The organism is Leptospira mayottensis 200901116 (assembly GCF_000306675.2).
Lineage (GTDB): Bacteria > Spirochaetota > Leptospiria > Leptospirales > Leptospiraceae > Leptospira > Leptospira mayottensis.
Map to the genome: position 1 here is coordinate 2,934,934 of NZ_CP024871.1, position 12,567 is coordinate 2,947,500.

Annotated in this window: 11 protein-coding genes and 1 pseudogene (1 of these 12 only partly in view); 7 read left to right on the top strand and 5 right to left on the bottom strand. The window is 38.0% G+C overall.

The features are described 5' to 3' along the window. Nucleotides 1–330 precede the first annotated feature (330 nt). Genes LEP1GSC190_RS13335 through LEP1GSC190_RS13350 form a run of 4 tightly spaced genes read left to right on the top strand, consistent with a single transcriptional unit; the run spans nt 331 to nt 2,600 of the window. Nucleotides 331–1,155: a MotA/TolQ/ExbB proton channel family protein gene (locus LEP1GSC190_RS13335; protein ID WP_002746789.1), complete on the top strand. Its 825-nt coding sequence runs from the start codon at nt 331–333 to the stop codon at nt 1,153–1,155. A gap of 18 nt (nt 1,156–1,173) precedes the next feature. Beyond that, the gene (locus LEP1GSC190_RS13340) at nt 1,174–1,593 is read left to right on the top strand and encodes an ExbD/TolR family protein (RefSeq protein ID WP_002746895.1); all 420 of its coding nucleotides are present in this window, start codon (nt 1,174–1,176) and stop codon (nt 1,591–1,593) included. A gap of 2 nt (nt 1,594–1,595) precedes the next feature. After that, nucleotides 1,596–2,012 carry an ExbD/TolR family protein gene (locus LEP1GSC190_RS13345; RefSeq protein ID WP_002746844.1) on the top strand — a complete coding sequence of 139 codons (417 nt, stop codon included), beginning with the start codon at nt 1,596–1,598 and terminating at the stop codon, nt 2,010–2,012. 3 nt (nt 2,013–2,015) lie between these two features. After that, complete coding sequence (locus LEP1GSC190_RS13350; protein WP_002746814.1) at nt 2,016–2,600, top strand: energy transducer TonB; 585 nt, start codon at nt 2,016–2,018, stop codon at nt 2,598–2,600. A gap of 343 nt (nt 2,601–2,943) precedes the next feature. Here LEP1GSC190_RS13350 and LEP1GSC190_RS13355 read toward each other — a convergent pair. Beyond that, nucleotides 2,944–4,505: pseudogene (locus LEP1GSC190_RS13355) on the bottom strand (YceK/YidQ family lipoprotein). A 386-nt stretch (nt 4,506–4,891) separates the two neighbouring features. On the opposite strand from LEP1GSC190_RS13355, the gene LEP1GSC190_RS13365 reads away from it, so the two are divergent. Next, nucleotides 4,892–5,920, top strand: coding sequence for a mechanosensitive ion channel family protein (locus LEP1GSC190_RS13365; protein WP_002746884.1), 1,029 nt, complete (start codon nt 4,892–4,894; stop codon nt 5,918–5,920). Nucleotides 5,921–5,933: 13 nt separating this feature from the next. Continuing rightward, nucleotides 5,934–6,779: an LA_0991 family prenyltransferase-like protein gene (locus tag LEP1GSC190_RS13370; protein WP_002746858.1), complete on the top strand. Its 846-nt coding sequence runs from the start codon at nt 5,934–5,936 to the stop codon at nt 6,777–6,779. On the opposite strand, the gene LEP1GSC190_RS13375 is transcribed toward LEP1GSC190_RS13370, so the two are convergent. Beyond that, nucleotides 6,751–7,461 (bottom strand): fatty acid desaturase CarF family protein, encoded by a 711-nt coding sequence (locus tag LEP1GSC190_RS13375; RefSeq protein ID WP_002746777.1) that lies wholly within the window; start codon nt 7,459–7,461, stop codon nt 6,751–6,753. The two genes, LEP1GSC190_RS13370 and LEP1GSC190_RS13375, sit on opposite strands and share 29 nt — an antisense overlap. A 901-nt stretch (nt 7,462–8,362) precedes the next feature. On the opposite strand from LEP1GSC190_RS13375, the gene LEP1GSC190_RS13380 reads away from it, so the two are divergent. After that, nucleotides 8,363–9,310 carry a fumarylacetoacetate hydrolase family protein gene (locus LEP1GSC190_RS13380; protein WP_002746912.1) on the top strand — a complete coding sequence of 316 codons (948 nt, stop codon included), beginning with the start codon at nt 8,363–8,365 and terminating at the stop codon, nt 9,308–9,310. 346 nt (nt 9,311–9,656) lie between these two features. On the opposite strand, the gene LEP1GSC190_RS13390 is transcribed toward LEP1GSC190_RS13380, so the two are convergent. The 3 genes from LEP1GSC190_RS13390 to LEP1GSC190_RS13400 form a co-directional block, all read right to left on the bottom strand. Then, on the bottom strand, nt 9,657–10,535 hold the full coding sequence (locus LEP1GSC190_RS13390) for an alpha/beta fold hydrolase (protein ID WP_002764473.1): 879 nt from the start codon (nt 10,533–10,535) through the stop codon (nt 9,657–9,659). 19 nt (nt 10,536–10,554) lie between these two features. Beyond that, a complete protein-coding gene (locus tag LEP1GSC190_RS13395; protein WP_002746735.1) occupies nt 10,555–11,853 on the bottom strand; it encodes an adenylate/guanylate cyclase domain-containing protein in 1,299 nt (432 codons plus the stop codon). A gap of 230 nt (nt 11,854–12,083) precedes the next feature. After that, a protein-coding gene (locus LEP1GSC190_RS13400) for a hypothetical protein (RefSeq protein ID WP_002746923.1) crosses the window boundary here: on the bottom strand, nt 12,084–12,567 show its 3' portion. It continues 614 nt past the right edge of the window; 484 of the gene's 1,098 nt are visible here — the last part of the coding sequence; the start codon falls outside the window, past its right edge; its stop codon occupies nt 12,084–12,086.

Genomic DNA, 12,567 nt, shown 5'->3' on the forward strand with positions numbered 1-12,567 from the left:
ATTCCAAATAGAAACTACAAGGTCCTCTAACATTCTTTACGGAAAACAATCGTTGCATTTGCTCTTATACTGCGCAAATCAGAGGGAACTTTGCTTGAAACTCATCAGAAATATTTCAAGGAACGATTATTCCCAATGCACTCAACTACTCTCCGAATGAATACAAACATTATGTGGAAGGAATAAATAAGCCATCTCTTCTAAAAATCACACACAGAGTTAATAAATTGAAAATAAAGTTCCTCCAAAATTTTAGATCCGTAATTCTTTTGTAATTATCTGGTAACAAATCAAAAGTATATTACAGAAACATTTAAATCGGAGACGTCGATGAAATTTTCCTCTATAAAAAAAGAATTTAAATGGGTAACGATCGCACTGATCATCTCGGGACTCATTTCTTTTTCCACATCCGTATTATTCGCACAAAATAAAACTTCGGAAACAACCAAGACGGAAGCACCTGCATCCACTCCGACAATCCAAGAAACAAAAACCGAAACACCCGCCCAAACAACGGATAAAAGTTGGGGATTTGTGGATCTTTTTCTTCTAGGCGGTTGGACAATGTACCCGTTAGCTTTTTCTTCAATCGTCGCTTTGGGAATCATCTTTGAAAGAATTTATTTCTTAGCGACCGCGAAACTTCTTCCGAAAGGTTATAATATCGATTTGGGGGAAACCATGGACGCGAAAGGTTTAAACGCAGTCCAAGGCTTTCTTGACGAAAGAAAAGACTACAAGATCACTCAAGTTCTTTCGGGTGGAATTGACGTATCTTCTGGAGACGCTGAAATTTTCGCAAAAGGTGTGGAAAGAGAAGCAGCGGAAATAATTACGGTTTTGGAAAGAGGACTCGTAATTCTTGCGGCGGTATCCACGATCGCTCCTTTAATCGGATTTTTGGGAACGGTTTCCGGTATGATCAACGCGTTCGACGCAATCGCCAACGCAGACCAAGTAAACGCAAAAGTGGTCGCCGGCGGAATCAAGGAAGCATTGATTACGACAGCGGCAGGTTTAATCGTAGCAATTCCTGCAATGACGTTTCACCAATATCTAACCTCCAGAATCGACGGTTTTACTTCCGAAATTGAAGAAGCAGCCAATAGGATTTATAAGGAATTCTTAAAAAGGAATTCTCAAAAGGTTTAATCCTTTTATCAAACACTTATGATCCGAATCAAAAAGAAACGCAATTTAGAAGAAATATCCGCATCTTCTATGTCGGATATCGCATTTCTCTTGCTGGTGTTTTTTATGGTAACAGCGGTATTCTTCGTAAAGGAAGGATTGAACATTCAGCTTCCCAGAAAAAATTCCAATCCGACTTTAGTTCTTCGCGAAAACATCTACGAGATCCTGATTGTAGGAGATTTAGTTAAGATGAAGAATCAATCGATCGGAACGAAAGAATATCGAAACCTGATCGATTTCAGAGAAGAACTCAATCTGATGGAAATTCCCGACATAGGAAACAAAGTCGCATTAATTAAAACTACGGGTGAAACAAAATACGGTAATATGCTGGATGCGTTATCCGTCGTGCAAATCCGAGGATTTAAACAGATCTCAGTAAAAAGGCTAAAATAAACATGAGCTTAAAGAAGAAAAAAAATCCACCTTCGATTCCAGTTAGCTCGATGGCAGATATCGCATTTTTACTTTTGGTTTTTTTCATGGTTACTTCCGTTTTAGATACGGATCCGGACCTACCGATCACTCTTCCGGACGTTCCAGGAGGAGAACAGTTAAACAAAAAAATCGCAAATTTATATCTTAGCGCCGATAAAGACAAAGCGGTCTACTTCAATCAGGTTAAAATGCCTTTGAACGAAGCGATCAATCATGTCAGAGCAAAACTAGCAACGACTCCCGATCTTAAGGTTTTGATTCACGCCGATAAAAATTTACCTTATGCCGAACTAGACAACACCTTCGAATTCTTGAAGGAAGCCGGAGCATTGAAAATTTCTCTCGTCACAAAGACTACACAAGGCGGAGGTCTTTGATTGATGGAAAGATTCAAAATCGCCGTTCTTAAAAAGGGAAAACTCCGAAAGTGGATCGATCGATATCGGATGGAATTTTTTCTATCCGCCTCCTTTCTTCTTCAAATGTTCGTCCTGTTTTTTTGGTATACGCCTTCCGTCGAATTCAATCGATTGGATCGGCTCGTAGACGAGGTAGCGTTCGTTGACAATTTAGTTATACAAGAACCAAATGTCGGAGAAGCAGCAGACGATGGAGAATTCGAAGTAACTGATACAATTAAAAAGAAAGAAGATCCCAGAATCGCAGGAGCACAAGACGCGATCATTTCAGGAGCGACAACCCCCGTAGATCTGACACCGAATGTCGTTCCCGACTATCCCTCGGAAGCCAGATCCGCCGGTATCACTGGAACTTCCACTCTTGAGTTAATTATTGCCGATAATGGACAAGTATTAAGAGTCCGATCCGTTGGGAAATCTCTCGGGTTCGGCTTGGAAGAGGCGGCAATAAACGCATTCTATAAGAAAAGATACTCCCCTTCCGTTCTTGACGGAAAACCCATCACGGTGAAAGTTCTCATCCCGGTTAGATTTAGCCTTTATTAATACATTTAATCTGAAATATTATAAAAATTAAATATATAAAATCATGAATATCAATTTCATATAAAACACAAATCAAACCCGGAATCAAATTTTAATAGGAAATATTCTTAAGAATTCGAATTACGAAAATTCCCTGTTTAGAACGTGTTTTAAAAGCTATACTTGACCATCTTTATTGTTTTTGAGTATAGGGAATCCTTATAAAATGTTTTTTCGTTTTTCTATCAAAACGAACGGATAATTCCGTTTTACAAACAACAGATTTTCTTTCCGTTTTTGGAATAAAATCGCTGATCCCATACAATGGCGCTCTATAGACCCATTACATCTTATGAATACGTTTTTACATACCAGGACTCGCACGCGTATTTAAAGGTTGTTTTTTTACCCGTTCCGCCAATATCTTACGTTTACGAGAATAAAGCGAATCATCGGAGGAATAATATTTCGAAGCGACGTTAGGATCGTATAAATATTCCCTTCCGCGAGAATACTGTTTGACCGCTAAGTCCGTTTTGGCTCCGTACTTCAATAATAATTGCAACGAATTTATGGACGCCTCCATATCGTCTTTTAAACAAAGAATCAAAAAAGACTCTTCTTCAATCCCTTCGCTCCAACGACCGTTAATAACCCATACATTTTCCTTAGATCTATAGCTCCGATTCGGATCCAGTCCCGCTTGTAACAATTTTTCAAGTATCTTAGGCGACCGAAGAACAGTAAGGAGCACATCCCGATCGGATGCAAAAGATACGCTGAGATCGGAAATATGTCTTCCTACAAACTGTACGGAATCAGGATTATCACTATCTATCGCTTTTTTAAATAAATTTCCAATAGAGGCGTTTGTTTCTTTCGGAAACTCCTGAAACGCTTTTTCCAAAGCGGGACGATAATAAGAGACAACTCCAGATGAAATCGCTTCTGTCCAAAGCGGATTCAAATTTTTTTTCAAATGAGGAAAATCTTTGCGAATCATTCCATCGAATTCCAATAAAATTTGAATTTGATATTTCCAAAATTCTTGATTTGTTTTCGGAAGCCCTAAGTCTGAACGGGCCTTGAAAGATTCGGAAGAAAATTTAGACATTAGATTATCATAGATTAGTCGCCCAGCGAGGGAGTAGTGCTTTTCCGAATCCGAATAAAAAGTGGCAAACTCTTTGAATAAAATCTCGGCGTCTTTTCCATCTGAAAATTCATGTAAAATTTTCTTTAAAAAATCTGGATTACGGACGAGAACCCCTTGATAAAAATAATTTCTCCATACAATTTCAAAATATCCTTCCCATAAAGTTTCCTCATACGTAGCTTTATCTCTGGATTGTTCATAGATTATACCTACAATTTCAACGTGTTGTTTCAATTGCAGATCAGGATCCATTTGGCCGTTAGACGAAATTGACATCAAATACTCTAAATCCTTACTGAGAGTAATTCCTTCCTTTTGTAAATTCCGAATGTTTCTCTCCAGATATGAAATAGACCTTAACAATCCAGTTCTATATCCACCACTCCTGTCTTTCAAAGCCAAACTTAAAATGTCGCGCGAAGAATTCTTTGCTATAAAAGTATAAAATCGTTTTTTCCATTTCTTATAATACCATTCTTCAGAACCAGGTGCGCCGGATTCCATATATAAATAATAGGGAAAAGTTACCGGCAAAAGGATGGTATCGAACACAAGAGTAAAAGGAAGGTCGATAAAAATAAGCACGTCCCAAAGGCCTTTGAAAACGGCTTAGGGGGATGTGTCTCCCAGATAAAACGTTCGAAAGCAAGTGCTACTCCGGAATACGGATAGATTTTTTCTTTCCCCTGAAAAGCATATACAATAGCAGCCGTAGTATTACAACTCAATTGTAATAGAATTAAAACCGACATAAAGATTTTAAAAAACATAAAAGAACCTGGAGTTGTATTTTTCGTAATGTTTGTTACATAGTCCTTTTTAAGGACTTCGCTTGTTTTACGGGAAGTCAAAAAACGACTTCTCGAATTTCAAAAGAGTTTTTTCGAGATCAAATTTCGTATTAATCAGATCCAAAATCCCGCGAATTGGGATGAAGATTCGACAACGGATCCGGTTGTCGTTTTTTGTTTTCCACTTTTTTAAATTCCGTAGAGAGTAAAAACGTTCTCTCTTCTGTCAATTTAAAATCCGAATCGAAGGCTCGGGAAAGGATTCGAACAAAACCGACACGATCCGGACTTGAATCCTGAAAGCTTATATCGAAATCAAATGATTTGATCTTGCATGATTTTAATTTAGATAAAAACTGTTCTCTATGGATTGGAATGATATTCAAACCTGGATCTCCCAGGATTTCATTTTAGAATTAGGAAAAGCAGCAGGGATTTTTCTTTTCGTATTACTATTCGGTTATATACTCGGGGATAGAATCGTTCCGAAATTCTCCGAACTTTTCTTTCAGAATAAACTTCAAAATTCACATCCTCTTTATAAAGCGGGCAGAAAAAGCGTCCGTTTGTTATTTTTTCTGTTCGGAACTTTTTTGTTTTTAAAGTTTCTAAAACTCCCTTCAGGTTCCGAAGAATTTATATTTTTAAGTTACCGAATTCTTTCAATCATCCTTTTAACTTTTTCTTCCGTTCATCTGTTTTCAACGGCTTTCGAAGCCTATTCCGAACAAACAGAAGGACTCATTTCTTCCGCTTCGATTATCAATAACGTAACTCGGATCATTTTATTTGCCGTCGGAGTTTTACTGATACTTCAATCTCTCGGTATTCCGATCGCGCCAATTCTGGGAGCACTCGGAGTCGGAGGACTTGCGGTTGCTCTCGGCTTACAACCGACTTTTTCAAATTTATTTTCCGGCTTAAGCATTCTACTCGGAAAACAGCTCAAGAAAGGAGATTATGTACGCTTGCAGGGAGAAGGAATGGAAGGACAGGTGCAGGATATTACTTGGAAAAGTACGACAATCCGCAGATTCAATAACAGTACCATCGTAGTTCCGAACTCTATCATGGCGGCTTCCGTGTTCACACACTTCGACCTACCCGCAAAAGAATTTTCGATTCAGATCGAAGCCGGTGTCGCTTATCAAACAGACTTGGAAAAAGTGGAATCTATGGCTGTCGATATCGGAAGTGAAGTCTTAAGAAAATTCTATGGGTCTCCCTCGACCAAGGAAGTTTCCTTCTCTTACCAAAAGTTCGACAAAAGTTCGATCAATTTCAAAATCGAACTTCCCTATCACGAGTTTACGGACCAATTTCCGATTAAACATGAGTTCATTAAACTTCTGTATTCCCGCTTTCAAAAGGAAGGAATCGAACTTCGCCTTTAGAACAAAAGTAAAAATGAACTTCAAAAGAATATTCTACTATTGGAATGTTTTAAGTATCGACATCATCTGCGGCGCTGTGGCCTCTGCTTGGTTTGCCTCTTCCACTTTAAATACGAACATGAAGACAGCGTTCTGGCTTTTGCTCCCAACTGCGGTTTGGGTGATCTACAGCTCCGATCATCTGATCGACGGTTGGAAACTAAAAGAGAAAAGCGCGAACCAAAGGCATAAATTTCATTACAAAAATAGAATACTTTTGAGCGTTATCACCGGTTTTATGGGGATCCTTTGTTTCGCTTGTGGAATCCTATTTTTAAGAGAATGGGTAGTTATAGTCGCCCTAATTATAGGAGTTTTCGTAATTTTGCATGTTCTCTTTTCTTATCTTCAAGTTTCCTATTTCTGGAAAGAATGCTCCGTATCGATTCTTTACACAGCGGGAATTTGGTTCGGTCCGATCCTATCCACGACAAAAACCCAATCGGAAATCTGGCTTCCTTGCTGTTTATTCTTTTTAACCGCACTTTGCAATTCGTTCGTAAATTCTTATATGGAAAGAGAAGTCGATCAAAAAGAAAACGCAGAATCAATCCTGAAACAGATTTCACCCGGAAATTTAAGGAAATTCGTCTTCGTATTAGCCTCAATCGGAATGGGATTGAATTTTTTTTGGATCGGAAAAAATCATGGATCGATTTTTCCCGAATTTTTTTATCTGAGTTCGGGTTATTGGATACCGGTAAATATTCTTATTTTTGAAAATTCTTTTCAAAAAAGCCAGATTTACAGAATCCTCGGAGAAGGTTATTTTATCCTCGCTTGTTTACCTGTCATTTTTCGGAAATTGTTTCCAATTTGACAGGAGAAGGAATTCTTAAAATCCAACGAAGGCTTTCGTAAAACTTCAAGAATTTCAAAATCGGATTCAACCAACCCGTCGTGATACAAAAATACGTATCATAGGGAGAAGTATGATGGATCTTATGATGTTCCGGACCGAGAATCAGTTTATATTTTTGTAAAGTTCGTATAAACATGAATGGAGAATCCTGATGCGCCCATTTATGAATCTGATTGGTCGCAAAAATTCCCAAAAGAAGAAAAAACCAAAACGCGGCGAGTAAGAAACTTAGCAAACTGCCCGATTCCCAAAAGAAAACATAATATATTAAAATAGGCAAAGAGACCAAACAATTGTTTCCGTTGGTTTCTATAAAATCATGCCTTGTGATCCCCTTCGGATCAACGTGATGATCTCTAAAAGGAAAAATAAACGCAGGACCAAAAATAGGAGTGTTTTCAGAACCTACGCTATCTCCTAAAAAGTGGACCAATCCCGAAATAAAATCGGCTCCGAGCCAAGAAATCAAGACCACCAAAGGTACCAAATAAAAATGAGCTACGAACTCGTTCGAAAAGATCTTGGCAAGTTGATAACCGAGATAAATCGAAAGAAAAACGAAAGCGACAACGCTCAATGTCTCGAAAATTCTATGAATTGTTAGATCCGGCTTTTGAAGTTGAGTTGGTTCTACTTGCATACGACTGTCTAGTGTATTCTTATTATAGACAAGAATTCAGGCGAGATTTTTTCCGAAAAGAAAGCCTTGATTTGAAAAAAAATGAAACTTTATAGCAACCCAATCTCTCTCCCTTGTTTGAGATGAATCCCCTTTCTTTCAATACTCCCGACCTTACTACTTTCCGCGATTTCCCTCCAGACACTTTCCTCTACACAAAATCACCTTTTAGGATCGGCAAGTCTTACAAGACAACCCATCAGAAGGTGTCAGAAACACAAACCTCAAACCTTCTTTCATAGATTCGAAACCTTCGCTTTTGTCTTTCACTCATTTGCCATATCCAGGAGAGTATAGGTTTTGAATTTTCTTGCCTGCACATCCTTTTTAGCCGTCTTAATATTCGATATTCAAAAGATCATTTGAATTCTTTTCGAAGCGGCCTTTTCTTTCTCACTGCTTCTCTGTCTATTGGAAATCAATCTTTTTTGTTCAAGGCCTTAGATACTCGAATCGTAGAAACTCATATTAAGAACCCGTCTCAAAACCTTAAAAAAATATCTCTAAACGATCCGGTAAGTTTCTAAAAAACGTGGGAGTTCCTACAGATTACTCACATTGGCGATTTTTCCTGTCGTTTAAGATTGTAGTAATTCCTACATTTTGAAGTTTTGAGACGGGCACTAAGTTCAATGGTGATTTAAAAACATATAAACTTCCCCAAGAAATGCAACCTATAAGAAATACTACATTTTATTATTAACGACTTAACAATCACGATCCCTTCTAAGGTTTAGGGGCAGTTCTAAATGAGTATTGAGTTTTCTAAAAATTTTTAATATGTGGCTGATTTTCTTGATTCTAACCAGCAATTTTGAAACGCTCAATTTTTCACAAATACAGTCCTTAAGGAAACTCTTTCATGGCAAAGAACTATGTACGATTTTACAAAAAAAATTCAATTGAATGGGGAAAAATCGAAGATGATAAGATTTTTCCCTTAGATTGCGGAAACTCCACCACGAAAGATTTTCTGGAATATATAAAGAAAAAAAGGAAGAACCCAAAACAAAAACCGATTTATATCCAAGATGTTTCTATCCTATCTCCGATCACTGCTCCTTGCCAAATTCTTTGCCAAGGAGCCAATTATAGACAACATCAAATTGAATCAGGACTCGATCCCGACGATAAGGTGTACAACCTATTCTTTACAAAATCAGATGCCTCTCTTTCTCCTCCGATAGGAAAGATCATTCGTCCTTCTCACGTAAAACTTTTAGATTATGAGATCGAACTCGGCATCGTATTCGGCAAGGCTTTCGATTCGACCTTAAAACTCGATTCCGAACGAATCCAGGAATACGTGGCAGCCTTTTTTATGGCAAATGACGTGTCTGCAAGAGACATTCAACTTTCTCAGATGCAATGGTATAAAGGCAAATCGTATCGAACCTTTTGTCCCGCAGGTCCTTATCTTACGGTTTTAGATCCAGAAGACTTTAATCTGTTAGATTTCTTAGAGTTGACTCTTCTTGTAAACGGCCAAATCAGACAAAAGGATACCGCCGCCAACCTCGTTTTTAAACCCGTAGAAAGTATCTTAGAACTATCACAGTTTTGTAATGTATCTCCAGGAGATGTGTTATTAACAGGAACGCCTTCCGGGTGTGCACTTCGAGCTCCAGGAAAATTCATTCAAAAAATTGCAAGTTTCTTACCTGAAAAGAAAAAATGGGACCTTTTTACCAAGAACCAAGAAAAACGGATTCAGTATCTACGTCCGGGGGATGTCGTACGTTCCACAATTCGAACTTCGGATTTTAGGATCGATCTAGGAGAACAAATTTTGAACGTCGTAGGAGAATAAATCCGGCAAACACTTTTAAGATATATTATTTCGATTGATGTCCACAATTGAAGTCCCAAAATCCGTCTTGGAATTTTCAAAGGAACCAATCTACAATTATTTAGCAAATTCGGAGCAAAACGCGGTAGTTCCCACAATTAAGTCTCATTGGATAGTTCATGAGTTTTCGAACAGACTTTCTCGTTATCCAATTTCCATAGGAATCAAAAGCTTTTGGGCAGAGACTCCTATCTAAAATATGTTAGACCATTATTTTTCACACTTCCTCAAATAGCATGGTCAATTCGTCAGCAACTCAATAGCATAACACAAGATTTCAAAAAAGTGAATATACTTTAGAACCGGCTTATTGAACGGCTTCTAAAAATATACTTTCCAAAAGTTCTCTTTGAGTCCAGGGTATAAAATGACCTTCTGTCTCTAATTCGATTGTAGTAAGCTGTGATTGCGGAACTTGAGTTTTAAAAAATTCTAAATTCTGAAAAGGTACCAAGGAATCTTTTTTTCCATGGATCAAGATCATTTTGCAGGGAATGTTTTTCCAGAATTTCTCCAAAGTTTCCAGTTGGGATTTGAGAGGAAGCATTTCATCGTTGCTATTTTTGATCTCTATTGGCAATAAGATTTTAACCCAATTCCAATCCGCAATTTTATTATACCAACGAATTTCTTCTTCCTTTGAACTCAAAGGTGCCGCAAGAAGAACAAGAGCATGAATTTTGTATGTGGAGGTCGTAACGATTCTTGCCGCGATCGGGCCTCCGTAAGAATGCCCTACGAGTAAAATCCTTACTTTTCTGGGTATTTGAATTGTATTTAAAAAATTATGGATCGCTTTTTCTAAGATATAAGCTTGTTTTTCGACATCAGGAATCCCTTCGTTCGGCTCCGATTTTCCGAAGCCCGGTCGATCCAGAGCTAATACACAGTATTTTGCAGTTAAAATTTCATTTCCCAAATACCAAGAATAATTTTGCCATCCCCCCGGAGAACCGTGTATGAATATTAAAATATTTTGATTATCTGATCTACAACCGGCAGCAACTCCATAAACCCTCTTCCCTTCTGCATCCAAATAAAGTTCCCGAAGTTTCACTCCGGATCTTTGAAGTCGAATTAGACTTTCTTCCGGCTCTTTTTTAAGATCTTCCGGTATAGAACAAGAAATTCCTGAAAAAAAGAACCACATCGAAGAGAAAAGAAAGATGACTGAAGTCAATGACATATAAGGAAATCCTAAAAATTTAGGAAGAAAATTCACCTTTTTGGACCCGAGCATAAAATCCGAGAAAAGTTTGATTGGGTTTTAATTCGTCCTGAGGATCGTGTAACCCTTCCTTGATCTTTTTTACAAGATACATGTCGATTTCACCTTTGTTTTTTGCTTTAATTTTTCCTCTGTGTTCGCAAACAAAAAAATCCTTAATCTTATCATAAGTTTCGCTTGAGATATTCACCTCTCCGGGAATGCCGGAACTTTCCATTCGGCTTGCGGTATTGACCGAATCTCCCCATATATCGTAGGCGAATTTTTCGGTTCCAACCACGCCAGCAACCACTGAACCCGTATGTATCCCAAGTCTAAGCTCCCAATAGGGTTGATGCTCAATTTCTCTTTCTCGTTTTTTGAGACGCATGAATTTCTGGAATTCAAGTCCGCATAACACTGCGTCTATGGAATGAGTGTTATTCACAAGAGGAAGCCCACCTGCAGCCATGTAGGCGTCTCCGATCGTTTTGATTTTCTCCATTCCGTGATTTTTAATGATCGAATCAAACTTCCGAAAAAAAAGATCGAGTTCGTTTAACAATTCCTCCGGTGACATCGTTTCTGCGATTTTCGTAAATCCAGCCATATCCGTAAAAAGTACCGTAACGCTCTCATAACGTTTGGGAACCACAAAATCGTTCTTTTTTAATTCTTCCGCAACAGTTTCGGGAAGAATGCTAAGCAGAAGAGAATCAGATTTTTTTCTTTCTATGTTCAGATTTCTCGTCAGGATGAAAATCAAAAGTCCGGTTAAAATCTGAACGAATAAATAATTCCCGCCAGCGTCCAAATAACGTTCGGCATCATTCGGATACATCTTAACGAGACCTCGATGGAAATATTCGATTCCATACAGAAAAACACTTACGGCAGCATAAACCAAATAGACGATCCAAACGTTATGATTTCTAAGTAAAATCGTCGCGATTACAAGAGCGGGAATGAAATAGTAATGATTACCTCCCACCGAACCTCCATTAAAGAACCACATCGAAGAAAGATAGACAAGAATGATAAGATTAAAGGGCCAAAACAACGAATAATAGATACTCCTTACTCTCGAAAGAAAATACATTCCGATGAGAAGAATTCCTGAAATGAAATTTAGAAGAAAAATTACCATAAAGTTTTCCAGGTAAAAGGAAGAGAAGGCGCCGAAAATGTTTAAGGCCCCGTTTACGAACGCGACCGTATTGAAAAGTCTATGTTCGAGGGATTTTTTTTTAGGGTCGCCAAACATAAAATAAACGATCTTAAGAACTTTGTCGCCCATGATTTTCACCTCATTTACTCACGATTTGAAACGAAATTTTTTTGCCATACTGCAATTTCAAAAACTCACCCGTTCAATTACGACTCGAAACAAAAATCAGCTTGATTTTCAAGTTTTGTCCTATGTTCCCCTGAAGTATTTCAAAATACAATAACTGTGTCTCAGACATTTTCAAATTATTAGTTCGATTCGAAACTCACAATTATGCAAACAGGATATAACAAACTTTTTCAATCCGATCGATCGTTTATCTTTCGATTTCCTCTGTAAAAACGAATTACGGTTTTTATAATTTCACTTAAGCTCGTTTTAGGAATTCCCCGTCCCCGATTTTCAAAGCCGATTCGAAAAAGCAAATTCCATTGTTTGAACAAAATCCCATACATTTCCCAAATAGAAAAATCGGGATCATAAAGATTCGTGGATTCGGAGGTGACTCCGTTCAATTCCACAATTCCAAATTCCTTTCCCATTTTTAATTTTTCATCGGATCGATAACGAATATCGTATCTTCCAAAATAAAACCCGGAGAACGTTCTTGAAATTTGATCGATCTTTTGGGTAAGTTCTTCCGTGATTAAGTAACTTCCGTCCGTAAAAAGAGTGCCTTGACAATGGTTCCCCGCTTCGGCCAACCTTTTTTTTTCTCCTTTGGGTAGGACGATCTCCCATTCTCTAATATGCCTTTCACGAAAAACTTTCCACTGGTATTGA

Bases quoted from the DNA above. Each gene is read 5' to 3' on its own strand.
- LEP1GSC190_RS13335 (WP_002746789.1), top strand. From the start codon at position 331: ATGAAATTTTCCTCTATAAAAAAAGAATTTAAATGGGTAACGATCGCA.
- LEP1GSC190_RS13340 (WP_002746895.1), top strand. From the start codon at position 1,174: ATGATCCGAATCAAAAAGAAACGCAATTTAGAAGAAATATCCGCATCT.
- LEP1GSC190_RS13345 (WP_002746844.1), top strand. From the start codon at position 1,596: ATGAGCTTAAAGAAGAAAAAAAATCCACCTTCGATTCCAGTTAGCTCG.
- LEP1GSC190_RS13350 (WP_002746814.1), top strand. From the start codon at position 2,016: ATGGAAAGATTCAAAATCGCCGTTCTTAAAAAGGGAAAACTCCGAAAG.
- LEP1GSC190_RS13365 (WP_002746884.1), top strand. From the start codon at position 4,892: ATGGATTGGAATGATATTCAAACCTGGATCTCCCAGGATTTCATTTTA.
- LEP1GSC190_RS13370 (WP_002746858.1), top strand. From the start codon at position 5,934: ATGAACTTCAAAAGAATATTCTACTATTGGAATGTTTTAAGTATCGAC.
- LEP1GSC190_RS13375 (WP_002746777.1), bottom strand. From the start codon at position 7,461: ATGCAAGTAGAACCAACTCAACTTCAAAAGCCGGATCTAACAATTCAT.
- LEP1GSC190_RS13380 (WP_002746912.1), top strand. From the start codon at position 8,363: ATGGCAAAGAACTATGTACGATTTTACAAAAAAAATTCAATTGAATGG.
- LEP1GSC190_RS13390 (WP_002764473.1), bottom strand. From the start codon at position 10,535: ATGTCATTGACTTCAGTCATCTTTCTTTTCTCTTCGATGTGGTTCTTT.
- LEP1GSC190_RS13395 (WP_002746735.1), bottom strand. From the start codon at position 11,853: ATGGGCGACAAAGTTCTTAAGATCGTTTATTTTATGTTTGGCGACCCT.